22 protein-coding genes and 1 tRNA gene are annotated in these 23731 nt (G+C 63.7%); 9 read left to right on the plus strand and 14 right to left on the minus strand.

All coding sequences use genetic code 11. The features are described from left to right. The first annotated feature begins 143 nt into the window (after nt 1-143). The 4 genes from ACFPO9_RS19475 (at nt 144) to ACFPO9_RS19490 (ending at nt 5298) form a co-directional block, all read left to right on the plus strand. A complete protein-coding gene (locus tag ACFPO9_RS19475; protein ID WP_379773716.1) occupies nt 144-2852 on the plus strand; it encodes a polysaccharide deacetylase family protein in 2709 nt (902 codons plus the stop codon). 105 nt (nt 2853-2957) lie between these two features. Continuing rightward, complete coding sequence (locus tag ACFPO9_RS19480) at nt 2958-4253, plus strand: family 1 glycosylhydrolase (protein WP_379773719.1); 1296 nt, start codon at nt 2958-2960, stop codon at nt 4251-4253. Between the two features lie 3 nt (nt 4254-4256). Next, the gene (locus tag ACFPO9_RS19485; protein WP_379773722.1) at nt 4257-4997 is read left to right on the plus strand and encodes an SDR family NAD(P)-dependent oxidoreductase; all 741 of its coding nucleotides are present in this window, start codon (nt 4257-4259) and stop codon (nt 4995-4997) included. 19 nt (nt 4998-5016) lie between these two features. Then, nucleotides 5017-5298, plus strand: a complete 282-nt coding sequence (locus ACFPO9_RS19490; protein WP_379773725.1) for a KTSC domain-containing protein — start codon at nt 5017-5019, stop codon at nt 5296-5298. Between the two features lie 368 nt (nt 5299-5666). Here ACFPO9_RS19490 and acs read toward each other — a convergent pair whose 3' ends face one another. Beyond that, nucleotides 5667-7661, minus strand: a complete 1995-nt coding sequence (acs, locus tag ACFPO9_RS19495) for an acetate--CoA ligase (RefSeq protein WP_379773727.1) — start codon at nt 7659-7661, stop codon at nt 5667-5669. Nucleotides 7662-7860: 199 nt separating this feature from the next. On the opposite strand from acs, the gene ACFPO9_RS19500 reads away from it, so the two are divergent. The 4 genes from ACFPO9_RS19500 (at nt 7861) to ACFPO9_RS19515 (ending at nt 11119) form a co-directional block, all read left to right on the plus strand. Continuing rightward, nucleotides 7861-8469, plus strand: coding sequence for a TIGR00645 family protein (locus tag ACFPO9_RS19500; protein WP_379773730.1), 609 nt, complete (start codon nt 7861-7863; stop codon nt 8467-8469). A gap of 16 nt (nt 8470-8485) precedes the next feature. After that, complete coding sequence (locus ACFPO9_RS19505; protein WP_379773733.1) at nt 8486-10021, plus strand: fumarate hydratase; 1536 nt, start codon at nt 8486-8488, stop codon at nt 10019-10021. Nucleotides 10022-10105: 84 nt separating this feature from the next. Continuing rightward, a complete protein-coding gene (gene murI, locus ACFPO9_RS19510; protein ID WP_379773735.1) occupies nt 10106-10969 on the plus strand; it encodes a glutamate racemase in 864 nt (287 codons plus the stop codon). A gap of 74 nt (nt 10970-11043) precedes the next feature. Continuing rightward, nucleotides 11044-11119 (plus strand) — tRNA-His (locus tag ACFPO9_RS19515). Nucleotides 11120-11469: 350 nt separating this feature from the next. On the opposite strand, the gene ACFPO9_RS19520 is transcribed toward ACFPO9_RS19515, so the two are convergent. From ACFPO9_RS19520 to ACFPO9_RS19530, 3 genes are read right to left on the minus strand one after another with little or no spacing between them, the layout of a single operon-like run. Further along, a complete protein-coding gene (locus ACFPO9_RS19520) occupies nt 11470-11958 on the minus strand; it encodes a hypothetical protein (RefSeq protein WP_379773738.1) in 489 nt (162 codons plus the stop codon). After that, nucleotides 11955-12458 carry a glycoside hydrolase family 24 protein gene (locus tag ACFPO9_RS19525; RefSeq protein ID WP_379773740.1) on the minus strand — a complete coding sequence of 168 codons (504 nt, stop codon included), beginning with the start codon at nt 12456-12458 and terminating at the stop codon, nt 11955-11957. The genes ACFPO9_RS19520 and ACFPO9_RS19525 overlap by 4 nt, the downstream gene beginning before the upstream one ends. Next, entirely contained in the window at nt 12455-12835 is a 381-nt protein-coding gene (locus tag ACFPO9_RS19530; RefSeq protein ID WP_379773743.1) for a hypothetical protein, read from the minus strand. The genes ACFPO9_RS19525 and ACFPO9_RS19530 overlap by 4 nt, the downstream gene beginning before the upstream one ends. Nucleotides 12836-12967: 132 nt before the next feature. Between ACFPO9_RS19530 and ACFPO9_RS19535 the strand changes: the two genes are divergently transcribed. Further along, complete coding sequence (locus ACFPO9_RS19535) at nt 12968-13513, plus strand: serine O-acetyltransferase (protein WP_379773746.1); 546 nt, start codon at nt 12968-12970, stop codon at nt 13511-13513. Nucleotides 13514-13560: 47 nt separating this feature from the next. Here ACFPO9_RS19535 and ACFPO9_RS19540 read toward each other — a convergent pair whose 3' ends face one another. The 10 genes from ACFPO9_RS19540 to ACFPO9_RS19585 all read right to left on the minus strand — a co-directional run bounded on the left by ACFPO9_RS19540 (nt 13561) and on the right by ACFPO9_RS19585 (nt 23704). Beyond that, on the minus strand, nt 13561-15591 hold the full coding sequence (locus ACFPO9_RS19540) for a right-handed parallel beta-helix repeat-containing protein (protein WP_379773749.1): 2031 nt from the start codon (nt 15589-15591) through the stop codon (nt 13561-13563). Between the two features lie 90 nt (nt 15592-15681). Then, the gene (locus ACFPO9_RS19545; RefSeq protein WP_379773751.1) at nt 15682-17895 is read right to left on the minus strand and encodes a hypothetical protein; all 2214 of its coding nucleotides are present in this window, start codon (nt 17893-17895) and stop codon (nt 15682-15684) included. A 3-nt stretch (nt 17896-17898) separates the two neighbouring features. Next, nucleotides 17899-19179, minus strand: a complete 1281-nt coding sequence (locus ACFPO9_RS19550) for a hypothetical protein (protein WP_379773753.1) — start codon at nt 19177-19179, stop codon at nt 17899-17901. 21 nt (nt 19180-19200) lie between these two features. After that, nucleotides 19201-19956 carry a hypothetical protein gene (locus ACFPO9_RS19555; protein WP_379773756.1) on the minus strand — a complete coding sequence of 252 codons (756 nt, stop codon included), beginning with the start codon at nt 19954-19956 and terminating at the stop codon, nt 19201-19203. Continuing rightward, entirely contained in the window at nt 19953-20414 is a 462-nt protein-coding gene (locus ACFPO9_RS19560) for a hypothetical protein (RefSeq protein ID WP_379773758.1), read from the minus strand. The genes ACFPO9_RS19555 and ACFPO9_RS19560 overlap by 4 nt, the downstream gene beginning before the upstream one ends. Further along, entirely contained in the window at nt 20411-20740 is a 330-nt protein-coding gene (locus ACFPO9_RS19565) for a hypothetical protein (protein WP_379773760.1), read from the minus strand. The genes ACFPO9_RS19560 and ACFPO9_RS19565 overlap by 4 nt, the downstream gene beginning before the upstream one ends. A 2-nt stretch (nt 20741-20742) precedes the next feature. Then, nucleotides 20743-21309, minus strand: a complete 567-nt coding sequence (locus tag ACFPO9_RS19570) for a hypothetical protein (RefSeq protein WP_379773762.1) — start codon at nt 21307-21309, stop codon at nt 20743-20745. After that, the gene (locus ACFPO9_RS19575; RefSeq protein ID WP_379773765.1) at nt 21306-22727 is read right to left on the minus strand and encodes a hypothetical protein; all 1422 of its coding nucleotides are present in this window, start codon (nt 22725-22727) and stop codon (nt 21306-21308) included. Before ACFPO9_RS19575 ends, ACFPO9_RS19570 begins: the two co-directional genes overlap by 4 nt. Beyond that, nucleotides 22727-23371, minus strand: coding sequence for a phage adaptor protein (locus ACFPO9_RS19580; protein WP_379773767.1), 645 nt, complete (start codon nt 23369-23371; stop codon nt 22727-22729). Before ACFPO9_RS19580 ends, ACFPO9_RS19575 begins: the two co-directional genes overlap by 1 nt. Next, nucleotides 23372-23704, minus strand: a complete 333-nt coding sequence (locus tag ACFPO9_RS19585) for a hypothetical protein (protein ID WP_379773770.1) — start codon at nt 23702-23704, stop codon at nt 23372-23374. It lies immediately after the preceding gene. Nucleotides 23705-23731: the final 27 nt, after the last annotated feature.

Genomic DNA, 23731 nt, shown 5'->3' on the forward strand with positions numbered 1-23731 from the left:
TATAACCTCACGGCCAAACTGTAATGAACGCTTGCACAAAAGGGGGCGTCCATGTACGGGGACGACGGCACTTGCGTAATTCTCTGTTCCAGATCCGCCGAGTGGTGATATTGTTGCCGAGTTAAAACTTTTGACACCCGGCCGTGAAACGCAAAGCCCTCTATCTCGTCATCTTCGCCGTCGCCGCTGCGGGCGCCGGTTCCGGCACCTGGATCGCCTCCCGCAAGCCGAACACGCCGGCGGCGCCGCAAGCCGCCGGGCCGGCCATGAACGTCAGCGCCGTCTCGGCCGACCTGGCGCGCATGCTCGATGCGTATCGCAAGATGATCGTGCTGACGCTGGACGAAGACAAGCTGTCGGACGCCGCCAGGGCCCGGACCCACGAAGTCGGCCAGCAGCTCTTCCACGAGAACCAGGAGCGCATCGCGAAGGTCGATGAAGCGCTCACTAAGCTGCTGGCGTCCGGCGATCCGCGCCGCTTCGATGCGGTCGGCGGCCTGCTCGATTACGTCGAGTCGGGCGAGGGCCTGTACGACGCCGACCGCCTCGCCTTCCGCGAGCTGATGCAGTCGCTGCTTGGGCAGGTGGCCAAGGATTCGTCGCTGCCGGCCATCAAGCTGCACAAGCGCGTGTCGGAAGACCTCGATGCGCTGGCCGAGATCGAGCGCAATTACGAGAAGGAGATCCGCGCGGTGTTCGGGCGCTTCGAGTCGCGTTCGATCGCTCTCAAGCGCGAGAAGTGGGACAGCTACACGGCCTACCTGAAGACCCTGTACCAGCGCGAACGCATCCTCAAGGATTATGGTGTCGTGCTCCCCTACCCGGCCAAGCCTGAACCGGCGGAGCCGGGCATGCCGCCCCAGGCCCAGCAGCCGCAAAAGGATGAAGACGAAATCTTCGGCAAGGCGCTGCCGAAGAAGACCATCGTCCTGACCTTCGACGACGGCCCGCACCGCCGCTACAGCGAGGAGATCGCGGCCATCCTCAAGCAGTACAAGGCGCCGGCCGTGTTCTTCAGCGTCGGCCGCAATATCGGCACGCTCGATGCGAAGGGCGAGGCGCACCTGAACGCCGGCGCGGAGGTCAGCCGCAAGCTGATGGCGGACGGCTATGTGCTGGCCAATCACAGCCTCACGCACGCGCAGCTGTCCAAGCAGAGCGGCGACGGATTGAAGAACGAGATCCTCGGCACCGACACTTTGCTCCGTGCGGTCAACCCGCAACGCTCCGCCCTCTTCCGCTTCCCCTACGGCGCACGCAACAAGGAAGGCATGCACATGCTGGCCGATGCGCATCTGAAGTCGGTGATGTGGAATATCGATTCGCTGGACTGGGCGGATCCTGTGCCGTCCTCGATTGCCGACCGCGTGCTGCGCTCCGTCGACAAGGAAGGCCGCGGCATCATCCTGTTCCACGACATCCACGAGCGCACCGTCAAGGCGCTGCCGCTGGTGCTGGAGAAGCTTGCAGCCGAGGGTTACCAGTTCGCGGGCTGGGATGGCAGCACATTCAAGGTAAGCGCTTCCACCGCGGCGGCGCCCGTGCCACGCGCGGCCGCCACCGGCTATGCGAATTCGTGGGCGATCCTGGTCGGCGTCGACGCGTACAAGAAGTGGCCGCGCCTGCAGTATGCGGTGCGCGATGCCGAGGGCGTCGGCCAGGTGCTGGTGCAGAAGTTCGGCTTCGCGCCCGAGCGCGTGATCACGCTGAAGAACGAGCAGGCGACGCGCGCCGGCATCCTCGGCGCTTTCCACGACCTCATGGAGCGCGGGAAGAACGCCGGCGGCCTGCAGCCGAACGACCGCGTCTTCGTGTTCTTCGCCGGCCACGGCGCCACGCGCAAGCTCAGCTCGGGCCGCGATCTCGGCTACATCGTCCCCTACGACGCCGACCCGGACAATCTGGCCACGGACGCGATCCCGATGACGGAAATCCAGAACATCGCCGAGAGCCTGCCGGCCAAGCACGAGCTGTTCGTGATGGACGCCTGCTACAGCGGCCTCGGTCTGACGCGCGGCGGCGCCAATGCATCCTTCCTGCGCGAGAACGGCCGCCGCCTCGGACGCCAGATGCTGACCGCCGGCGGCACCGACCAACTGGTGTCCGACGGCGGCCCGAACGGCCATTCGGTATTCACCTGGACCCTGCTGCAGGGCCTGGGCGGCAAGGCCGACCTGAACGGCGACGGCCTGATCACGGCGACCGAGCTGGCGGCCTATGTGGCGCCGGCGGTGTCCAGCGTCTCGCAGCAGACGCCGGCCTTCGGCAGCCTGCCCGGCTCCGAGGGCGGCGACTTCGTGTTCGAACTGCCGGAAGAGACCGAGTTCCTGAATACGAACACGGCCCAGCTGTCGAACGATGCGATCGCGCTGAACACGAAGCTGGATGCGAAAGGCCCGTCGCCTGCGACGGGCGCGCCCCTGACTGTCGTGGTGAAGGATCTGCAGGGCGGCACCGCGACCATCACCGCGCCGGCGGCGGTGCCGGTGTCGAGCCGCCAGCAGGCCCAGCGCGCCAACGACCACGGCCTGCAACTGTACAAGGAGAAGCAGTATGCGCAAGCCGAGACGCAGTTCACCGAGGCCCTGAAGCTGCGGCCGAACTTCGCGCTGGCGGCCAACAATCTCGGCTTCGTGTTCTATAAGCAGGACAAGTTTGCGGAGGCCGCGCGCTGGTTCGAGAATGCGATCAAGATGGATCCATCGCGGGCGATCGCTTACATGAATCTGGGCGACGCGTATGCGCGGGCTGGGCAAGGTGACAAGGCCAAAAACGCGTACAAGACTTACCTGGAACTGGCGCCGGGTGGGAGTGGCGCGGGGTATGCGAAGCAGCAGCTTGAGAAGCTGTAAATGTGCAGGCGATTTGTATCACTCTGTTAGTTGGGTTCGCTTTCGAACGAAGGAATTGTTAACGGTCAAGTAAGCTGCTCTCAAGATTCTGAACAGGAGAGTGGCGTGTTTACTGGCTTCATGTTTGCAACCGGCATCGAAAACAGCATTCCCACCATCGGCAACGGCAAGTTCCGCGTCGATGAGATGGAAAAGTGCGGTCATTACAAGCACTGGCGGACCGACTTCGACCTGGTGCAGGAAATCGGTCTTCGCTTCCTGCGTTACGGTCCGCCCTTGCACAAGACCTGGCTCGGGCCTGGGCGCTACGACTGGTCCTTCGCTGACGAAACCTTCAACGATCTGCATCGGCGCAATATCGTTCCGATTGTCGACCTTTGCCACTTCGGCGTACCCGACTGGATTGGCAATTTCCAGAATACGGATTTTCCCGCATTGTTCGCGACCTACGCGCGCGCGTTCTCCGAGCGCTTCCCTTGGGTGCAGATGTACACGCCGGTCAACGAAATGTCGATCTGCGCCCTGTTTTCGGGACTCTACGGCTGGTGGAATGAGCAGGGTACGACCGATCGGACTTTTGTTACCGCGCTGAAGAACGTCGTCAAGGCGAATATTCTGGCCATGCGCGAAATCCTGCAGGTGCGGCCCGATGCGCTGTTCGTGCAAAGCGAATCGAGTGAATATTTCCATGCCGAGTGCCCGGAAGCGATCGGGCCCGCCGAAATGAAGAACGCCAGCCGTTTCCTGTCGCTCGACCTGAATTATGGTCGGCGCGTGGACTCGCAGATGTACGAATACCTGATGGCGAATGGAATGACGCCCGAGGAATACCACTTCTTCCTCAACAATAATCTCAAGCATCACTGCCTCATGGGCAATGACTACTACCAGACCAACGAACACTTTGTCGGCGAAGACGGCAACACCTGGCCTTCCGGCGAGGTATTCGGGTACGCCGTCATCACCCAGCAGTACTATGACCGCTACCGCTTGCCGGTCATGCACACCGAGACCAACCTTGCCCAGGGCCCGGCCGGCGACGAAGCCGTCCGTTGGCTACACAAGGAATGGGCGAACGTCCTCAGCATCCGCAACAGTGGCGTGCCGGTGGTCGGCTTCACCTGGTATTCCCTCACCGACCAGGTCGACTGGGACAGCGCGCTGCGGGAAAACAATGGAAACGTCAATGCGCTGGGCCTGTTCGACCTCGATCGCAATATCCGGCCGGTGGGAACGGCCTACCGCAACTTGATCCGCGCCTGGGGCAAGGTCCTGCCGACCCAGAGCGTGTGCCTGCAGGTGCCGGTGTCGCTGCCGCAGGATTACGTGACGCCGCACGCCCCTGCACCTGTCCACGAAAACAGCGAAGCGGCCACCGCCGCGCCAAAGAACACGGAGTAAGCCATGAACCTGGATAACAAATCCGCCATCGTCACCGGCGCCGCCGGCGGCATCGGCCTGGCGATTGCACGCCGCCTGCTTGGCGGCGGCGCCAGCGTGGTGCTGGCCGATCTCGATGACGAGCGCCTCGCGTCCGCCAGCGCCGAGCTGGCCAAGGACGCCGCTCCGGCGCGTATCGCCGTCGTCCGCTGCGATGTTTCCAACGAAGCCGATGTCGCGAACGCCGTCGAGACAGCCGTGCAGCACTTCGGCGGCATCGACATTGTCGTCAACAATGCCGGCCTGATGGTATTCAAGCCGCTCGAGGAACAGACCGGCGAGGACTGGGCGCGCATCCTCAACGTCGACCTGGTCGGCGCCTTTTACTTCATCAAACAGGCGTTCCTGCGGATGAAAGAAGGCGGCGCCATCGTCAATGTCGGCAGCGTGCACGCCATCGAAACCGAGCCCATGGTGTCTTCCTACGCCGCGGCCAAGGCAGCACTGCTGTCGCTAACCCGCTCGGCTGCGCTGGAAGGCAAGCCCAAGGGCATCCGCGTGAATGCCGTGCTGCCGGGGGCCATCGATACCCCCATGCTGTGGGATAACCCAAATGTGCGGTCCGGGATCGAAATCATCGACAAGGCCGATGTCGGCCAACCCGAGGACGTGGCCGAGGTCGTGGCCTTCCTGGCGTCGGACAGCGCCCGCTTCGTCCAGGGCGCGTCGTTGCTGGTCGATGGCGGTAGACTGGCACGTCTCTGACTCATTCTCGCAGCCATACATGGACATGAAACGCATCAACGCCGGCAAGCTCCGCGCAATCGGCTACGACAGCAAGGCACGCACGCTGCGCGTGGAATTCGGCGACGGCAGCGCCATCGATTACGCGAACGTGGGCAGCGATGTCTGGAAGCGTTTCTCGACCTCGGGCGCGGCCTGGAGTTTTTACCGAGACAATATCGAGGAAGAGTTTGCCGGCACGCGTGGGCGCGCTGCGGTCACCAGCCAGCGCGCCGAGCTGGACGCGCTGTTCGGCTCTCCTGAAAAAGATGCAGACAGCTGACTAGGTCGAGCTTGGCTTCCGGAATGCCGTACCAGGTATTGCGGTCGGTGTCCTCGTTGCGCACCGCGCGTGTGCCCCAGCATTCGTAGCTGCCGAACAGGGTATTGTCGACGTGGATTCGCGAGATGTAGCGCGTCGACGTGTCGACGAAGTGGATGGATACCGTGAAGTGGTCCTTGAAATGGACCTTCAGCTCCTTGCGGCCGCCGTAGTCGATGCTAGGTTAAATGACGCTGATACATTGCCAGTCGTCAATTTGGGAGGGTTGAGGCAGCGCAAAAAAACGCCGCAACCGTTTCCACGGTGCGGCGCCAACTCTGCTATCAATCGAACTTGGATTCCCGCCAGCGCGGGAATGACGTCATTGGTTAAGCCGACTCTTTGAGCTGCTCCAGGATCGCCGGATTCTCCAGCGTCGACACGTCCTGGGTAATCACCTCGCCCTTGGCCAGCACGCGCAGCAGGCGGCGCATGATCTTGCCGCTTCGCGTCTTCGGCAGGTTGTCGCCGAAGCGGATTTCCTTCGGCTTGGCAATCGGGCCGATCTCCTTGCCGACCCAGTTGCGCAATTCAAGCGCCAGGGCCTTGGCTTCGTCGCCGGTCGGGCGCGCCTGCTTCAGCACCACGAAGGCGCACACGGCTTCGCCGGTGGTCTCGTCCGGCTTGCCGACCACGGCCGCTTCCGCCACCGCCGGGTGCGCCACCAGCGCGGACTCGATCTCCATCGTGCCCATGCGGTGGCCGGAGACGTTCAGCACGTCGTCGATGCGGCCGGTGATGGTGAAATAACCGGTGTCCTTGTTGCGGATCGCGCCGTCGCCGGCCAGGTAGTATTTGCCGCCCAGTTCGTCCGGGTAGTAGGCGCTGCGGAAGCGGTCCGGGTTGTTCCAGATGGTGCGGATCATCGACGGCCACGGTCGCTTCACGACCAGGATGCCGCCGTTGCCGTTCGGGACGTCATGCCCGGCTTCGTCGACGATCGCGGCCATGATGCCCGGCAGCGGCAGCGTGCAGGAGCCCGGCACCATCGGCGTCGCGCCCGGCAGCGGGGTGATCATGTGGCCGCCGGTTTCGGTCTGCCAGAAGGTATCGACGATCGGGCAGCGCTCATTGCCGACGTTCTTGTAGTACCACATCCAGGCTTCCGGATTGATCGGCTCGCCCACGGTGCCCAGCAGGCGCAGGCTGGACAGGTCGAAGCTCTTCGGATGCACCTTCTCGTCGGCGTTCGACATCTTGATCAGCGAACGGATCGCGGTCGGCGCGGTGTAGAAGATCGAGACCTTGTGCTTGGCGATGGTTTCCCAGAAGCGGCCGGCGTGCGGGAAGGTCGGCACGCCTTCGAAGATGATCTGGGTGGCGCCGACAGCTAGCGGGCCGTAGCAGATGTAGGTGTGGCCGGTGACCCAGCCGATGTCGGCGGTGCACCAGTAGACATCGTCCGGCTTGATGTCGAAGGTCCACTTCATCGTCAACGCGGACCACAGCAGGTAGCCGCCGGTGCTGTGCTGGACGCCCTTCGGCGTGCCGGTCGAGCCCGAGGTGTAGAGGATGAACAGCGGGTGCTCGGCGTCGACCCACTCCGGCTCGCACTGCGCGGCCTGGCCGTCCACCAGCTCGTGGAGCCACAGGTCGCGGCCTTCCTGGAAGGCGATGTTGCCGCCGGTGCGCTTGTAGACGATGACGTCCTTGATGGTGTCGCAGCCGCCCATCGCCAGGGCTTCGTCGACGATGGATTTCAGCGGCAGCGATTTACCGCCGCGCATCTGCTCGTCCGCGGTGATGATGGCGACGGCGCCGGCGTCGATGATCCGTTCCTGCAGCGACTTCGCCGAGAAGCCGCCGAACACCACCGAGTGGGTCGCGCCGATGCGGGCGCAGGCCTGCATCGCGGCCACGCCTTCGATCGACATCGACATGTAGATGATGACGCGGTCGCCCTTCTTGATGCCGCGGCTCTTCAGGCCGTTGGCGAATTTGCAGACGCGCTCGTGCAGTTCGCGGTAGGTCGCGCGCGTCACCTGGCCGTCGTCGGCCTCGAAGATGATCGCGGTTTTATCGGCGTTGCCGTTCTCGAGGTTGCGGTCGAGGCAGTTGTACGAGGCGTTCAGCTGGCCGTCGGCGAACCACTTGTAGAACGGGGCGTTCGATTCGTCCAGGGTTTGCGTGAACGGCTTGTGCCAGGCGATGTTCTCGCGCGCCAGGCGCGCCCAGAAGCCTTCGTAGTCGTTCGCGGCTTCCGCGCACAGTTTGTCGTACGCGTCCATGCCGGAGATGGCCGCGTTGGCGGCGAAGTCAGCCGGCGGGTTGAACACGCGGTGTTCTTGCAGGCCCTGCTGCTGGTTGTTTTCGGTCTCGGCCATTCTAGTCTCCTTAGGATAGTAGTAGTTTTGCCACATACCATATCGGGGCTCGCTTACTGAGCCCTTACAGGCATCCCAAGGTCATTCTACCAACTTTGCGGAACAACGAAGAGGCAAGCCAGCCATCCGTTCCGGGTGTAGAATGTCGAGCTGTCTTGACCTCGACCCTGGGCCTCGCCCTGACCAGCTCTCATCGCAGATGATCGAATCGCAACCCTCTTCCGCACCACGCAAGCGCAGCGCCCTCGCCAGCTTCATGTTCGCCAGCCGCTGGCTGCAGCTACCCCTTTACCTCGGTCTGATCCTGGCGCAATGCGTCTACGTGTTCCACTTCTGGGTCGAGCTGAAGGATCTGGTATTCGCCGCGATGGGCAACCAGGACGCCCTGCAGCACATCTTCCAGGCCGTGGCCGTGCCAGGGGCGCCGCTGCCGACCAAGCTGAACGAGACCACCATCATGCTGGTCGTGCTGGGCCTGATCGACGTGGTGATGATCTCGAACCTGCTCATCATGGTGATCGTCGGCGGCTACGAAACCTTCGTGTCGCGCATGTACCTCGAAGACCATCCGGACCAGCCGGAATGGCTGTCGCACGTGAACGCGTCCGTGCTGAAGACCAAGCTGGCAATGGCGATCATCGGCATCTCCTCGATCCACCTGCTGAAGACCTTCATCAACGCGAGTGCGTATGAAGTAAAGCCGCTGGTCGCGCAGACCGTGATCCACACCGTATTCCTGCTGTCGGCCATGGCCATCGCCTATACCGACCGCATCATGACCAACACCGCAAGCAGCACCAAACACTAACCTGAACGAGAACGAAATGACTGTCATCAAACAGGACGACCTGATCGAATCCGTCGCCGCCGCACTGCAGTACATCAGCTACTACCACCCGGCCGACTACATCCAGCACCTGGCGCGCGCGTACGAAGCCGAGCAGAGCCCGGCCGCCAAGGATGCCATCGCCCAGATCCTGACCAACTCGAAGATGTGCGCGGAAGGCAAGCGCCCGATCTGCCAGGACACGGGCATCGTCAACGTGTTCCTGAAGATCGGCATGAACGTGCGCTTCGAAGGCTTCGGCAGCGGCTCGATCACCGACGCCGTCAACGAAGGCGTGCGCCGCGCGTACAACTTCGCCGACAACAAGCTGCGCGCCTCGATCGTCGCCGACCCGCACTTCGAGCGCAAGAACACCAAGGACAACACCCCGGCCGTCGTGCACATGGAACTGGTCCCGGGCGACACCGTCGACGTGATGGTCGCTGCAAAAGGCGGCGGCTCCGAGAACAAGACCAAGTTCGTGATGCTGAACCCGTCCGACTCGCTGGTCGACTGGGTCCTGAAGACCGTGCCGCTGATGGGCGCCGGCTGGTGCCCGCCGGGCATGCTGGGCATCGGTATCGGCGGCTCGGCCGAGAAGGCGATGCTGATGGCGAAAGAGTCGCTGATGGAAGACATCGACATGTACGAGCTGAAAGCACGCGGCCCGCAGAACAAGCTGGAAGAGCTGCGTATCGAACTGTGCGACAAGATCAACGCGCTGGGCATCGGCGCCCAGGGCCTGGGCGGCCTGACCACCGTGCTGGACGTGAAGATCAACATGTACCCGACCCACGCGGCATCCAAGCCGGTGGCGATGATCCCGAACTGCGCCGCCACCCGCCACGCCCACTTCGTGCTGGACGGCTCCGGTCCGTCGTACATCGAACCGCCGGCGCTGTCGACCTGGCCGGACGTGAAGTGGACCCCGGACACCCAGAAGTCGAAGAGCGTCAACCTGGACACCCTGACCAAGGAAGAAGTCGCTTCCTGGCAGCCGGGCCAGACCCTGCTCCTGAACGGCAAGATGCTGACCGGCCGCGACGCCGCGCACAAGCGCATCCAGGACATGCTGGCCAAGGGCGAGAAGCTGCCGGTGGACTTCACGAATCGCGTGATCTACTACGTCGGCCCGGTCGATCCGGTCGGCGACGAAGTGGTCGGCCCGGCAGGCCCGACCACCGCGACCCGCATGGACAAGTTCACCGACATGATGCTCGAGCAGACCGGCCTGATCGCGATGATCGGCAAGGCCGAGCGCGGCCCGGCGGCGATCGAATCGATCAAGAACCACAAGTCGGCCTACCTGATGGCGGTCGGCGGCTCGGCCTATCTGGTGTCGAAGGCGATCAAGTCGGCCAGGGTGCTGGGCTTCGAAGACCTGGGCATGGAAGCGATCTACGAGTTCGAAGTGAAGGACATGCCGGTGACGGTGGCTGTCGACTCCACCGGCACCTCGGTGCACACGACCGGCCCGAAGGAATGGGCTGCCAAGATCGAGTCGCTGAAGGGTATTCCGGTCAAGCTTGCTTGATGAGGTAGGGCGGGCTCTCCGAGCCCACGTGACCCGAAGCCGCCCCGGCCTCTGCCGCGGCGGCTTTTTTGTTACCATGAGCCCATGAATCTGCATTTCCCTTACCCCGACGCCCCGGTCGGCATCTTCGATTCCGGCGTCGGCGGCCTGTCGGTGCTGCGCCATATCCGCGCCCTGCTGCCGCACGAACACCTGATCTACGTGGCCGACTCCGGCTTTGCTCCTTACGGCGACAAGCCGGCGGACGTGGTTGCCGAGCGCTGTTTCGCGATTGCCGACCTCCTGGTCGCACAGGGCGCCAAGGCCCTGGTCGTGGCCTGCAATACCGCGACCGTATCGGCGGTGAGGCTGATGCGCACGCGCTATCCGGACCTGGCCATCGTCGGCGTCGAACCGGGCCTGAAGCCGGCCGCGGCGGCGACCCGCAACGGCAAGGTCGGCGTGCTGGCCACCGAACGCACCCTGGCCGGCGCCAAGTTCCTCAAACTGCGCGACCAGATCGCGGAAGCGACCGGCGCCCAGTTCCTGCTGCAGCCCTGCCAGGGCCTGGCCGACCAGATCGAATTCGGCGAACTCGATTCCGACGAGACCACCGCCATGCTGCGGCGTTACATCGCCCCGCTGCTGGCGCAGGGCGCGGATACCCTGGTGCTGGGCTGCACCCACTATCCGCTGGTGCAAGCGTCGATCGAGGACGTGATCGCTTCTTGCGGCGGGCGCGACGTGGCTCTGATCGACACCGGCGATGCCGTGGCGCGCCAGCTTGGCCGCCTGCTGGAAGCCGCCGGCCTGCTGCGCGCTTTCGATGCGCAGGTTCCGGCGCGCCTGACTGCTTATACGAGTGCCAGCGCCACTGCCCTGTCTGCGGCTTTCAACAGCTTGATCGGCATCGACCCACCCGTGCAGGAGACCAGCTTCGCGCTGCCTCGCACTGCTGGGCACATTTAGATTTGCCAGATGGCGAAGTCGCCGCTATAATCTCGTTCTGTCTCGGCAACAACGAGGCAGCAAGTAAGACAGTGGTGGCTGTAGCTCAGTTGGTAGAGTCCAGGATTGTGATTCCTGTTGTCGTGGGTTCGAGTCCCATCAGCCACCCCAAGAATTCCTTTAGATTCAATAAGTTGAGCAAATCTAAATTTTTCGGATAGTGAAATTTCCAACGGATTTAGGGATTTTCCAATGAGTCGAAGTGAAGAAGCCACCCTTGCGGTGGCTTTTTTGTTTCCTGATTGATACAGTTTGAGCAAGATCAATGCGGGACGATTTAAGTAATTCAAGCTGCTCCGATGCAGTCCGACCGCCCAAACTCCCGCCTATCCGCCGACGTCGAAATGGCCCTGCTGCTGGTTGACGTCGCCGGCGTGCACGCTGCGGCCAGGTTCCTGACCAAGCGTGGCGCCAGCTTCGCCCTAGTCTGCCGGGTGCTGGCTGAGCCGGCGCGGCGTCGGTCAGGGAGTCAGCCCGTTATCGCGCACGAAGGCCTGGCAGGCGCGGCCGGTGGCGAGGTCCTCCTCGACGGCCAGCTTCAGCGCGACAATATCTCGCTCAGCGTCTTGTCGAACCAGCCGGCCGGGTGAATCGGCGTCATCGCCGCGGCCGGCGCCTTCGGCTTCGGTGGCGGCGGCAGGTCGGTCACCACATAGCGCGGCGCCGACGTACACGCGCTGAGTAACAATGCGCTCGCGAACAGGCTGAAGCTCTTCATGCTTTTTCTCCGTAATGGTCAGGTTGTCGAGGGCCTGTTGCGCGGCCTTGACGCCGTTTTCCTGCGTGCGCGTGAGCACGGCCAGGGCGTCGGCTGCTGCACGCTCGGCGATCGCGTCGGCGCGTCCGGCCTCAAACCGGGCAGCGCCGTAGTGCTCGACGGCCAGCCGCGCCCCGGCGGCAAGTGCGAGCGCCGCCAGGGTGGCGATGAGGAACTGCTTAAGGCGACTCACGCGATCACCCCGCCAGAGCGCCGGAAGGCAAGGGCCAACTCGTCCAGCGTATTTTCGCGCTGGCCGTAGCCGGCGCCCGGCAGCGACGCCCAACGCGACCGGCACTTGTCAATGGCGACCGCCACGCGGCCCGCCTCGATATCGTCCAGTGCCCGGCATTCTCGGATCAGTTGAATGGCGATTGCGTCCTGGCTTGCGGGCGAAAAGTCGGTCAGCTTCAGCCTGACCTTATAGGCGTCGAAAATGTCCCGCTTGATCTGGTAGCGGCCAGCCGCGGTCGACTTCAGTGGCCGTCCGTCTTGACCAATAATCGGGTCGCCTCTCTTATCACGCAGTTCGACCAGCTGGCGGGGATGGTCACGGTAGCTATTGAACAGCCGCGGGTGGTCGGGCGTGCTGCCGACCAGAACGTTGTAGCCATTGTCGGAGATGGCCAGCAGGCGCGCCGTCAGCTCGCTCACGGCGACGGTCTGCAGGAATGCGCGGAGGTTGGTGTTCACAGAACCCCCTTCACATCCCTGACGATCTCGGCCAGGTCGGCGTCCTTCTTCTTGTCCAGGTACTTGAACAGCGCGCGCACCAGCGCCCAGCCGGGAAGGCCGCAGGCGAAGGCGAACATCAGCATCGCGATCATGCCGAACGGATCTTCGACCCAGTGCTGGAAGCCCAGGTAGCGTACCAGCGCAGAGCCGCCGCCGATCGAGCTCACTAGGGTGCAGATCAGGGCAACGCGCCATTCCTGCTCGGTCTTGGGTTTGGTCAGGCTCATGACCACGAAGGCGGCCAGGCCGGCGCCGATCGCGCCCATGCCGGCCAGGCCGCCGATGATCTTCCAGCCTGCTACGCCGGCGGCGCCGGTGGAAATTGGTTCGCTCATGTTTTGAACTTTCATTATTGGATTTGTAATTAAAATAGTAATTTCTATTTGTTTCCCTTGAGATAGATTCCGTTATACTGGCGCGCTCTTACCTCCCCGGCAGTAGCAAGCTGAACTTTACAAAGACGGAAAATGATCACTTCCCGCGAAGACTATCTGCGCTATCTCGAGGCCGACCGAATCGCCCTGTGCCGAACGAAATCCTTGCTGCGCCTTTGGTTTGACGATGTGTGGAAATTCCAGCGGCTGATGCGTCAGCTGGAGTACCTCGTCAACTGCAAGAAAAGCCGGCTTTTGAGGCTTGTTACGCACTATCGATATCGGAAACTCGGCATCAAGCTTGGGTTTTCGATCTCCATAAACACCTTCGGCCCTGGGCTGTCGATTGCGCATTACGGGACAATCGTGGTCAATGGTGGCGCCAGGGTTGGCGCAAATTGCCGCCTGCATGTGGGCGTGGTTATAGGTACCGAGGCCGGGAAAAGGAGCGACGCACCGACCATTGGAGACAATTGCTACATTGGCCCTGGAGCTAAGCTTTTCGGAAAAATTAGGATCGGCCACAACGTTGCGATCGGTGCGAACGCGGTTGTCACAAAGAGTTTCGAAGAGGGAACCGTAACGCTCGCTGGTGTACCAGCCCGGGTGATTTCCTCGAAGGGCTCGATCGGCTTGTGAATAATCCAGCCGGTACACCCGGACCGTAGTGCCATCAGTTAGCGCACTCATACAGCCGCTCCCGTGGCATCGATCCAAGCCGAGCCAGTCCACCAGATGGGCTTGCCGTTGGCACTAAGGGTTGTATCGAAATACATGGTGCCGCGCCATTCTTGGTCGGTTGCCACGCCCATTGTTGCCTTCGTAGGTCGGTTTGCTGTCGATGACCGTTCGGCGCCGGCCGAGATAATGCGCCACGTGCCTGGTGTGCCGGTAGTCATGCAGAGCCAGCCCGCGACACCATAGCTATTAGGACTAGTGTTCCAGACCACGTCGCCCTTGCTCCAGGTTCCCGCCGTTGGAGCCGCAGTCCCGCTTGCTTGCACGCACTGGCCGGTGATCAGGTTGCCAATAAAGTTGCTCCGCTGTGGTAGGTTGCCGTGCGAGCCAAGACCGGAACCATCAGAGGTATTGCCGAATGCATTCCAGCCGGTACCGCCATCATTCCGCACTGTATAGCCTGCGATGTTCGACAGGACATTGAGCGCCGCCGTAACGAGGCTAGTAAACGTACCGGCACTTCCCGCGAGGTACACACCGTTTCCAGTAATAGCGCGGATTTTGTTGCTGCTAACGATTGCCCGCGTACCAGCATTGTTCAGGTGGACTCCATGCCGCAACGTGCTTAGGTCACAATTAGTAATCGTGACGTCATTGGTTGGAGATGCCGCAGTGCCATAGACGCGGATGCCGTCGTTGGTTGCTTGCTTTGTCATTGCGACCGTCACGTTGTCAACTACCGTGCCGTTCCCGCACGACATCGCGCTTCCACCAATATCGACACCGTGCTCTGCATATCCGCCGGTGATCTTCACGTTGAGTACCTTGCAGCGGTCGCCATAGACTGATATCCCTGAATAGGCGGCGTCAGCCGGCAGTTTCACAGCCACGCCGTCGACGTTCACGCCTGACGCCATGATCTTGACCCCTCGCTTAGCACAGTCGACGAAGCGCGTGCCGTTAACGGAAGAATCCACGTCCGTTACTAAATCGTCCGGCTGGAATACGATGCCGTCCGCATCGATACTCGGCGTGATGTTCTCGATCAATCCACCATTGACGACCAGCTTCTTGAAGTGCGTGGCGTCCGTGCCGTAGCTGGTCGCCAGGATGCCGCGTGCTATGCCAGTTACCGGTGCACTGATGTCGTGTACATGCGGATCATTGATCGTGACCTGTTCCGATCCGCACTGCACCATGATGCCGACAGCGTATGGCGCATCACCTGGTTGTTGTTTGCAGTTGCGTACCTCTGGGCTATTCAGTGTGATGCGCTTGGCCGTGTCGCCAATCTGGAGCACGTTTAGTGCGAGATTGCTCCCGTCGAAGCAGAAGCCGTTCAGCGTGATCTGTTGCCCGGTGATTTTCACCGTGCCTATGCTGCTCGGCGTGGTCGACAGGATCGTTGCGCCGGCACCATTGATTCGGCGCCGCGTGCCGCCGATGATGATCGGATCGTTTTCGGTCGCGGTGATCTTGTAGACGCCGGGCGGGAACAAGTCGGCGCCTTCCGCAAGCGCCTTCCTGATGGACGACGTGACATCCATCGATCCCGTGCCGGCCGTGACCGCGTCACGTTCCTGCTGGGTCATGAAGTCGAACACACTGACCGTCTCGAGCAGCTTATCCTGCAACGTACGGACAATCGCGCCGGCCTTGGCCTGGATGATGCCGATCAGGGCTGAAGCGGTTGCAGCAGCCAAGGCTGTGAACTTAACGTAAGCCGATAGCGTGGGCGTCAGCGACAACGGCGTGGCTGCGCCGCTGATGTCATCCACAGGCCAACCCGGCTGCGTAATCCCCAGCGCACTCTTCAGCAAAAACTTATAGCTCTTCTCCGGATCCAGCCAAAGCAAGCACGACCCGGTCGCATCGAGCGTGATCGTGGTCGGGTTCTTAATCGTCAGGTCCTGGTCCTGATACGTCGCCTCCAGCGTGGTCGTACCAGCCAAGTAAGTGGTCAGCTTCCCGCCAGCAAGCGGAAGACCCAGCGCGCTGAGAAACTGGATTCGTGGAATGGTCGCAATGACGCCAGTCATGGATGACTTTCTAAAAAACCCGGTCTCGGCCGGGAGCGGACATAAAAAAGCCCGCCGGGTCAAGGCGGGCTGCTGGAACTGCTAGAACTTCTACTGCCTGGGCAGCTGCTGCACCGCCGGCACCGACGGAATCGTCAGGCCAGCGCCGATCTCGCCGCCCAGCACGCCGACGCCGTTCGACAGCAGCATGTTGCGGGTATTGATGCTCTGGATCAGCGGTGCCAGGCTGTTCAGGGTCTGCGCGCCTTCGCCGCCGCGGGACAGCAGCATGTTGCCCATCTGGTCGCGTACCGTCTGCGGCAGCGCGACGCGGCTCCAGGCTTTCTTGCCGGATGCGAGCGCTGATAGCAGGTTGCCGGTCTTGGCGGCGCCGACCGCGCTACCGACATCCGACATCGCGGACATGCCGAGGTCTTCCGCGCCGGCCAGGCGCGCGGCGGTCTGCGAACCGCGGCCGACGCTCTGGAGCCCCTTCAGCTGTTCCTCGCGGCCGACGCCGGCGGCGAACTGCCGATAGGCGCGCTCGGTACCGAAGATCGCCCGCAGCTTTTCCTGCATCGACTGGTTCTGCCACATGTTCTGGATGTTGGTCCGGCCGCCCAGGTTGCCCAGCTTTTCGCGCAGGCCGTCGTAGGCGCCGATCCGGAACGCTTGCAGCTCATTGGGCGACATGCTCTTCACCATGCTCTGGATGCTCGACTCGTCGAGGTTGATCGACTTCAGGCCAGCCTCCCCGGCGTCGATCAGCTTCGATGGCTCGGAAAACGCCTCCCGCGCCTGCCGGTACAGCGAGACGCCGGTGCGCGGGTTGGTCGTGACCTGGTCCATCTCGCCGACGAGCGCATTCTTCAACTGCACGTACGCCTCGCCGACTGGCGTCAGCCTGCCGTCCTTGCCGATCGCCTTGCTGCTCTGTAGCACGTGGTCGATGCCCTGCTTCACATGGTCGAGGTCGCCCATATTCCATTGCGCAGGCCGCGCCGCATCCAGCGTGAACGGCATCTGGCGCGCGGTGGCGATCTCGCGGCCAACTCTCGTCACGCCCAGCGCCTCGGCGTTCTGGATGATGTCCGCCAGGTTCGCACTGGGCATGACGTTAATCTGGCGCAGCTGGTTGTACAGCGGCGCCGAATCCCGCTCACGGCGTGCGATCAGCGAATCGACGGTGCTGTCCAGCCGCTGCCCCTGGGTGCCGAGCGCATCGTCGGCAGCCTGGCGCATGCGGTCGCCGGCGCTGGCAGCGCGCTGGCGTTGCGCGATGCTGACCGCCTGCTTGGTGCGTCCAGGCAGGGTGGCCAGGGTGTCGAGCAGCTGGTTCGTATTCTTGCCGCCGGCATCGACCAGCCTCGCCTCGTCGCCCAGCTTGCCAAAGCGTGCGGCGATCTGGGTCAGCGGGTTTCCCGCGCCGCTGGTGAAGTAGGAGCCGTTGGCGTCGCGCGACAAGGCCTCGGCGATCTTCTGCTGCGCGAACTCGGCCGCCGCCGTACCGGACAAGCGCTGCTTCATATTGCGGCCGACGGCGGCGATGCCCGCGCCGACTGGCGACGAAATTCCACCGAATACCGCGCCCGAGCCGGCGCCAATCGCGCCGTCGGCGAGCATGCCGCCGAAGGTGTCCGCGTTCGAACTGGCGGCGCCCGTCACCCCGCCATACGCGGCGCCGGCGCCGGCCGCCAATCCAGCGCGCGGCAAGACGCCGACCACGCCTTTCGCGCCGGCCGCGGTGCGCATCGCTGCCGGCAGCAGGCCGCCGACCGGGAGCGTCGCCACGATCTGCCCGCCGATCTCGCCGGCGCCGTTGGCGATCGGGCTCGCGGCCTTATAGGGGGCATTTTGTGCATCGAGCCTGGCCTTGCCAGCGTCGGCGTCATCGGTCAGCCAATTGGCAATCCGGGATAGCGACGAGGTCGGCTTCTTGCCGGTGACCAGGTTCGACAGCGTGGGCGCGGGCTTGCCAGGCATTACATCGTCCACTGCGGTCAGCAGCTTGCCGTAGAGACGCTGCGCACCAAGTGCCAGCTTGCCGAGGCCTGTGCCGGCGCCGGCGCCGAACCCGGCCGCGCTTTCGGCCAGAAAATTGCCGGCGCCACCGGTGCTGCCGGGTGCCGCCGCCGGCGCTGCGGCGGCCGACGCGGCCGGCTTGCCGGACAGGTGGCCGACGATGTCTTCCGGCTTATAGCCGGCCGTCGTCGCGGCCTTGATCTTATCGGCGTATTCCGGCGAGGCCGACAGGTGGCCCGCAATCTCGGCATCGCTGTAGCCGGCCGCCTTCGCCTGGGCGATCTTGTCTTGAATCGTGCTCATGGATTAATGCCCGAAAATGTCGGAAAGCGATGGTTTAGCCCCCGGCCGCGCGCCAGGCGGGCCCACAGGCGCCGCCGGTGCCGGTGTTTCCTGCGGGGAGAATGCTGCATGTCCGGCGTTGTTCAGCAGGCCCTGGACCGCCAGCTTGCGATTCGCGGCTTTCTGCTGAAGCACTGCGGCGCTGTCGCCTGTCTGCGGGAAGTACTGCTTCTTCGCGTTTTCGAACTCGCCGGCGCCGATCGCCGCACCGGATTCCTGACGCAGCACGGCGTTGACGAAATCGCGCTGCGCCTGGTCGGCACGCTGGCTGGCATCGCTCAGCTTGTTATTCGCTGCGGTTCCGAGCGCGCCGCCAACGAGCCAGACATCGGACAGCGAATTTTTGGCATTGATGCCGGCCGGGCTGTACTGGCCTTCCAGTTCGCCCAGGATCTTGTCAGCCTGCTGCGCGCGGGCGCCGAACGCCGCCGACTTGCCCTGGAACTCGGTGGGGGCCTTGTTGCTTGGGTCGGCCGGGCCGCCCGGGATCGCGACAAGCGTACCGTCGGAATTCGCGCGGTAGCCAGAGGGCACCTTGCCCTGGGCCAGCTGCTCACGGGCGCGGGCATCAGTGAGGTTCTGGCCGCGGATCGTGGCGGCGACCGTAGCTGCATTGTTCGCGCGCGAGGCCGCATTGTTCGCCACTGTGTTGGCATCAGGAGCGAGCTGCTTCATGACGTTCTCGGGCGTCATGATCCGCTGCAGCATGCCGATCTGCCACTTCGGGAAGTCAGCAGGGTTCTGCGGGATCGTGGCCCGCACCGCGGCGGCCGCTTCGGGCGCCAGATCGCCGGCTTGCTCGTGCAGGCTCAAACTGGCCAAGGCCTGCTCCGGCGACGTGAAGCTGGCAATGTCGGTAACGGCCTTTTGCCGTTTCTTCTCGCGCAGATCGTAGTCGGCCGTCGTGGTTTCGGCCTTCAGCTTACCGGTCTGCGCATTCAGGTGGCTGATGTCGGCCCCGGTCTTGCTGAGGTCCTGCTGCTGCTTTGTGTAGGCGAGAGCCTGCTTCGCATAGCCTGCCCGCGCCAGGTCGGCGGCCACCTGGTCGGGCGTGCCGCCACCGGATAGCAGCTGGGCGAGCTTGCTTTCGCCTGCAAGGCCGCGTTGGTATTCGGCAGCCTGCTGGGCGCCCGCGTCGACGCCTTGCTTCAGGTGCTGCACCTGAAGGATTTGCATCAGGGCGTTGGTTGGTGACTCGAACTGTGGCTGCTTGAGCCCGCCGATAATGGATGCATCAATTGCCATACGTACCTCAGCTAAAAATTTTTAGGGAGCTCCGGTGCTCTTGCTCTTCAGGAGGCTCAGCAGCTGGTTCTGCTGGTAGTTGTTGACCACGGTGCCGAGGGCATTGGTGACCCCGTTTGCGGCCCCCACATATCCCGACGCCCGTGCGTTCCCAGCGCCCGTGATGTTCTGGCCAGCGGTGGTCGAGTAGTTGCCCAGGGTCGCGCTCGCGCCATTCGCATAGTTCTGGCCAGCGGCGCCAAGCGCGCCAGATGCGGTCTGCGCTGAACCGGCCAGCGACAGCAGCGGGTTCATCTTGTTAGTACGGTTGGTGTTAAACCGGTCATACGCAGCTTGCCACTCCTGCGATGCCGCTCCCTGTGCGTAGTTCGTCGCGTCCTTGATCGCCGCACCCGACAGCAAACCGCCGCGCGCGGCCGCGCTGCGTTCCAACGCCTGCTGGCCCTGGTCGAGCCGGAACTGGTAGCCCGGGTCTGCGGTGAAGTCCGACATGCTGAAGTCTTTCATCAGCGAACCGTTGGCGTCCCCTCCAGTGGACAGCCCGAGCAGCTGCATCAGGCGATTACGGGCGGTGTTGCCGGCGTCGATCGTTGGCTGCTGCAGCTCGATGTTCTTGTTGAACATCTTCTCCTGCAATGCCAGCTCGGCGTCTTTGGAGTCCTTGGCGATCGCATTTGCCTCCGCGGCGGACTGCTGCTGCGCCTTCGATGCTTTGTTGGCCGAATAGGCGGTGATGCCCGCGCCCACGACGGCGGCGCCTGCTACCCAGAATGTCATGGGAGTACCTCTTGAGGTTCGTATTGAAGTCGGTTACCGGGTTCGTACATATCTTCCTCATCCGGCTCGACCAGTTCTTCTTCAGCGTCCTCGACCGTGTCGGCTTCCACCACATGGAAGGTCATGCAAAGGGCATCCGTCTCGGAGTAAACCGCGCGCTTCGTGCCGGGCTTGCACATGAGCAGCTGAGGCCCTGTGATGCGTTGCACGCCATCGTCTGTGGTAACCACGACGGTGCCGCTGACGATCAGGTAGAAATGTTCCTTCTTATGCACTTTACCGATCACTAGCACGCCGGCGTGGCGCCATACCTCACGGCAGTACATGCCAGCGTGGAAGTAGTGCTTCGTCGCAGGCTCGTACTGAGGCAGCTTGCTCACTTCCTGCTGCAGGCGGTCGACCTTCTGGCGCATCGTCGGCACCATACCCAGAGCGCCGCTGTAGGTGACCTTGATCATGGATTGGTCTCGTAGGCGGAGACGACGATATCGAGCGCGCCCGCCGCGTCCGCGCTGCCCACCAGCGCGCTACCGGCTTCCATGGTCTGCGCCAGCGCGCCGTGCACGACGCGGGTCTCGCCGGCCGCAATGACCATGCCGAAGGCGACATTGCGCGCGGTGCCGCCCGCCGGGCGGATGGCCAGCGTGCAGTTACGCGCCGCGGCGGTCTTGTTCGTCACCGAGCAGGCCGAGATCGTCGTTTTCGTGTTGGCCGGCGTCGTGTACAGGTCGGCCGCCGCCACGGCCAGTTCGGCCACGGCGATTTGTTTGGGAAGTCGTTGCATGGTTAAACCACCGAAGTAATGATGCCGTTGGAGACAGTCACCGTCTTGCCAGTGAAGCTGCCTGTGAAGTTGGTGCCGACGTTTTGCGCTGCCATCGAACCCAGGCCAGTAACCTGCGCTGCCCCGACCTTGATCGGGACGTTCTGCACCAGGGTCAGCCGGCCCTGCTGGTCGACCGTGACCTGCGCCACATTGGCGGCGTCGCCGTAGCTGCCGGGGGCGACGGCCGTGTCCTGCAGCGCGAAGCGGTAATCGGCCAGGCTCAGTGCGGTCCCGGCGCGGTACGGCGCCGACTGCTGCACCAGGTCGGCGGCGAGTCCCGGGGATGCGGGAATGGGCTGCTGGACCAGCTCGGTCGGCCCCTCGGCGGCCGGCAGCGGCTGGACAAGGTCCGGCGCCGCTGCGGCCTGCTCAGGCAGGAACGGGGCGAACACATCGGCGCCGACGTCGCCCAGCGTACCGCCGAGGCGCTCGCGCACCACTTCCAGCAGCTTCAGCGCCTCCATGGTCAGCGTGCCATCCGGGTTGACGAAGCGGATGCGCGAGGGGAACGGAACAAGGATGCTCATGCCATCTCCACTACCGCACCGAACACGGCGAACTTCACCGGGTCCGTCATGCTGATTTCCCAGACGCGATCCCGGCCGGAGCCGAGCCGGTGGAATTTTGCGCGCGCGCCGTACTGGCCGGCGCCGCCGACCGTGGCCGTGCGTTCCGGGCTCCAGGTGTGGCCGCCGTCGTTGGAGTAACGCAGCATCAGCAGCGGCGCCTCGCCCTGCCCGTTATCCACACCCACGCCCGTTTCCATGTCCACCTGCAGGCTGCTGTAGGTCCTGCGCAGTCCCAGCGCCTCGGTGGCCGTGGTGCGGCGCCGGCGCAGGATCGGGACGCCGGCGTCGGTATAGGTGTCCAGGTCCAGCGCGTAGACATCGCCGGTCTCGAAGTCGCCCAGCAGGTGCGCGCCGTTGGCGTACACGTGGCAGCTCGGGCGCCAGCGGGTCAGCTGCCCGTTATCCGGGTCGCGCCAGGCGCGCTCGTGCCACAGCTGCGTGGCCGCGTCGTAGCACCAGGTCGCGCCGGCCGCCGGGAAGGTCAGCACATAGAAGATGTGCCCTTCCTGCTGGTAGGTGAAGGCGAAGGCGTCGTCGATGCGCGCATAGCTCTCGATCGCGCGCTCTATGGCGTGCGTCGAGATCCGCAGCGGCGTGTAGCCGTCCGCGCGCCAGACGATACCGGCGCCCTTGTCGTCGGCGCCGAGCCAGAACACGGTGTTGTCGGCCTTGGCGACGGTGCCGGCCGCGGCGCAGCCGTGCTCGATGAAGACATTGCCGGCGCGCTGGAATGGCATGTCGGCGTTGCCCGTGTTCGACCACACCTCGGCGGACAGTTCGCCGAACAGCCACAGTTCGCGGTGGTCGCTGATGACCCCGATTGTGTTGTCGGGCGCGCCCTCGGCCGAGGCGAAATCGAGGCCATTCCACTGGCAGCCGTCGTTCGGCACTTCGTTCATGTAGAACTTGCCGGTGCCGTCACCGGTAACCAGGAACCAACCGTCTTGGTAGGTGGCGCGGGTGACGCCGCTCGGGAATTCCGGGTCGGTGATCGCTTCCAGCGTCGACGCCTTCACGTCGATCAGCCAGCCGTGCACGCCATCCACCAGCAGGATCTGGCCGCCGTTTGAAGCGATTCCGATCTCGCCGGTGTAGGTACCGATCTCGCCCAGGGCCAGCTGCTGGTAGTCGCTGTCCACGCGGTAGACCACGTTACCGGCCACCCACCAGGTGTAGGCGCCTTCCTTGAAGCAGGCGCGCACCGGCGCCGTCGGGAAGGTCAGCTTGCGCACCGTGCCTGGCGTGCCGTACAGCGCGATCGGCGCGCGCGGGCTGGCGTTGTCCAGCTCGACGTAGCAGTTCAGCGTGCGCTGGCAGTCGGCGTTCAGGCTGCGCGCCTGGTAGGACGGGCCGACGAAGGGCAGTTTCGTGCGCATCAGTCTCTCACTTCGAAGCAAATGGGGGCCGACTCGATCGCGTACTCCAGCGCAGCCGCACGTTTCGCCTGCCAGCGCGCGGCGATGACCTGGGCCTTGGCGTCCGGGGTGTCGAACTTTAGAATGAGCTCGTTGGCAACCCCGTAGCCCAGGGCATTCAGCATGTACTGCGGCACGTCGGGCGTTACCGTGCCGTCGGCGTCGCCGACGATGCGCTGGTACTGCAGCTTCACCACCGGGTCGGTGTCCGGTGCCGGCCACAGGTTCAGCACCTGGTCGGGCCCGACGTAGAAGTGCGTCGGCATGCCGGCGGCGCCGCTATCGCACATCTGCGCCCAGCGCGCGTGCGGGACCTGGGTCAGCGCCACCTTGCGGCCATTGACCAGGCGCCAGGCCGCCGGCGCGCTGAAGTAGTCAACCGGCAGCGGAATGGACTGGCCACCGGTCCAGGCCAGCGCCGTTTCTGCCGAGAGCTTCGGCCAGCTGTAGCCCGCCAGAGGCAGTTCCTTCAGCACCGCGTCCAGCGCGCGCAGGGCGAGCTGCATGTCGTCACCGCTGGCCGCCTCGCCGGCGCCGATGACGCCGAGGTGCTCGAGCGCGTCGTTGCAGACGTCGGCCGCGGCGAGGGTCCAGGCGGTCGACATTTACGCTGCCTCGGACGTGAACGAGTAGCGCGGGATCTGGACGGGGTGCATTTTGTCGTCTTCGCCGCGCACGTGGGTGTCGATGACGGACGACTTCAGCACGTCCAGGATGTGCTCGTCGACCTCGACCGGCACGTTGCGCTTGATTTGCACCAGGCGGAAGTTATGGCCGATGATCACGTCGCCCTTGTCGCCGCCTTCCGGTTCGCTGTGGATGGTGACCTTGTACTTCTTGAGTGCTTTCGACTTCGTCGCTTTGCCAGCCGGTGCATCGGATGCAGGGGTATCGGCCGGGTTGTCGGAAGGGGTTTGGTTCTCGGTTGCCTTGCTCATATTTTCTCCAGTGGAAAAGGAAAGGCC

This window comes from Massilia aerilata, from assembly GCF_042656905.1.
Classification (GTDB): Bacteria; Pseudomonadota; Gammaproteobacteria; order Burkholderiales; family Burkholderiaceae_D; genus Telluria; species Telluria aerilata.

Excerpts from the sequence above, each read along its gene's own strand:
- ACFPO9_RS19485 (WP_379773722.1), top strand. The coding sequence starts at position 4,257 with ATGAACCTGGATAACAAATCCGCCATCGTCACCGGCGCCGCCGGCGGC.
- ACFPO9_RS19490 (WP_379773725.1), top strand. The coding sequence starts at position 5,017 with ATGGACATGAAACGCATCAACGCCGGCAAGCTCCGCGCAATCGGCTAC.
- acs (WP_379773727.1), bottom strand. The coding sequence starts at position 7,661 with ATGGCCGAGACCGAAAACAACCAGCAGCAGGGCCTGCAAGAACACCGC.
- ACFPO9_RS19500 (WP_379773730.1), top strand. The coding sequence starts at position 7,861 with ATGATCGAATCGCAACCCTCTTCCGCACCACGCAAGCGCAGCGCCCTC.
- ACFPO9_RS19505 (WP_379773733.1), top strand. The coding sequence starts at position 8,486 with ATGACTGTCATCAAACAGGACGACCTGATCGAATCCGTCGCCGCCGCA.
- murI (WP_379773735.1), top strand. The coding sequence starts at position 10,106 with ATGAATCTGCATTTCCCTTACCCCGACGCCCCGGTCGGCATCTTCGAT.
- ACFPO9_RS19530 (WP_379773743.1), bottom strand. The coding sequence starts at position 12,835 with ATGAGCGAACCAATTTCCACCGGCGCCGCCGGCGTAGCAGGCTGGAAG.
- ACFPO9_RS19535 (WP_379773746.1), top strand. The coding sequence starts at position 12,968 with ATGATCACTTCCCGCGAAGACTATCTGCGCTATCTCGAGGCCGACCGA.
- ACFPO9_RS19540 (WP_379773749.1), bottom strand. The coding sequence starts at position 15,591 with ATGACTGGCGTCATTGCGACCATTCCACGAATCCAGTTTCTCAGCGCG.
- ACFPO9_RS19545 (WP_379773751.1), bottom strand. The coding sequence starts at position 17,895 with ATGAGCACGATTCAAGACAAGATCGCCCAGGCGAAGGCGGCCGGCTAC.
- ACFPO9_RS19550 (WP_379773753.1), bottom strand. The coding sequence starts at position 19,179 with ATGGCAATTGATGCATCCATTATCGGCGGGCTCAAGCAGCCACAGTTC.
- ACFPO9_RS19555 (WP_379773756.1), bottom strand. The coding sequence starts at position 19,956 with ATGACATTCTGGGTAGCAGGCGCCGCCGTCGTGGGCGCGGGCATCACC.
- ACFPO9_RS19560 (WP_379773758.1), bottom strand. The coding sequence starts at position 20,414 with ATGATCAAGGTCACCTACAGCGGCGCTCTGGGTATGGTGCCGACGATG.
- ACFPO9_RS19565 (WP_379773760.1), bottom strand. The coding sequence starts at position 20,740 with ATGCAACGACTTCCCAAACAAATCGCCGTGGCCGAACTGGCCGTGGCG.
- ACFPO9_RS19570 (WP_379773762.1), bottom strand. The coding sequence starts at position 21,309 with ATGAGCATCCTTGTTCCGTTCCCCTCGCGCATCCGCTTCGTCAACCCG.
- ACFPO9_RS19575 (WP_379773765.1), bottom strand. The coding sequence starts at position 22,727 with ATGCGCACGAAACTGCCCTTCGTCGGCCCGTCCTACCAGGCGCGCAGC.
- ACFPO9_RS19580 (WP_379773767.1), bottom strand. The coding sequence starts at position 23,371 with ATGTCGACCGCCTGGACCCTCGCCGCGGCCGACGTCTGCAACGACGCG.
- ACFPO9_RS19585 (WP_379773770.1), bottom strand. The coding sequence starts at position 23,704 with ATGAGCAAGGCAACCGAGAACCAAACCCCTTCCGACAACCCGGCCGAT.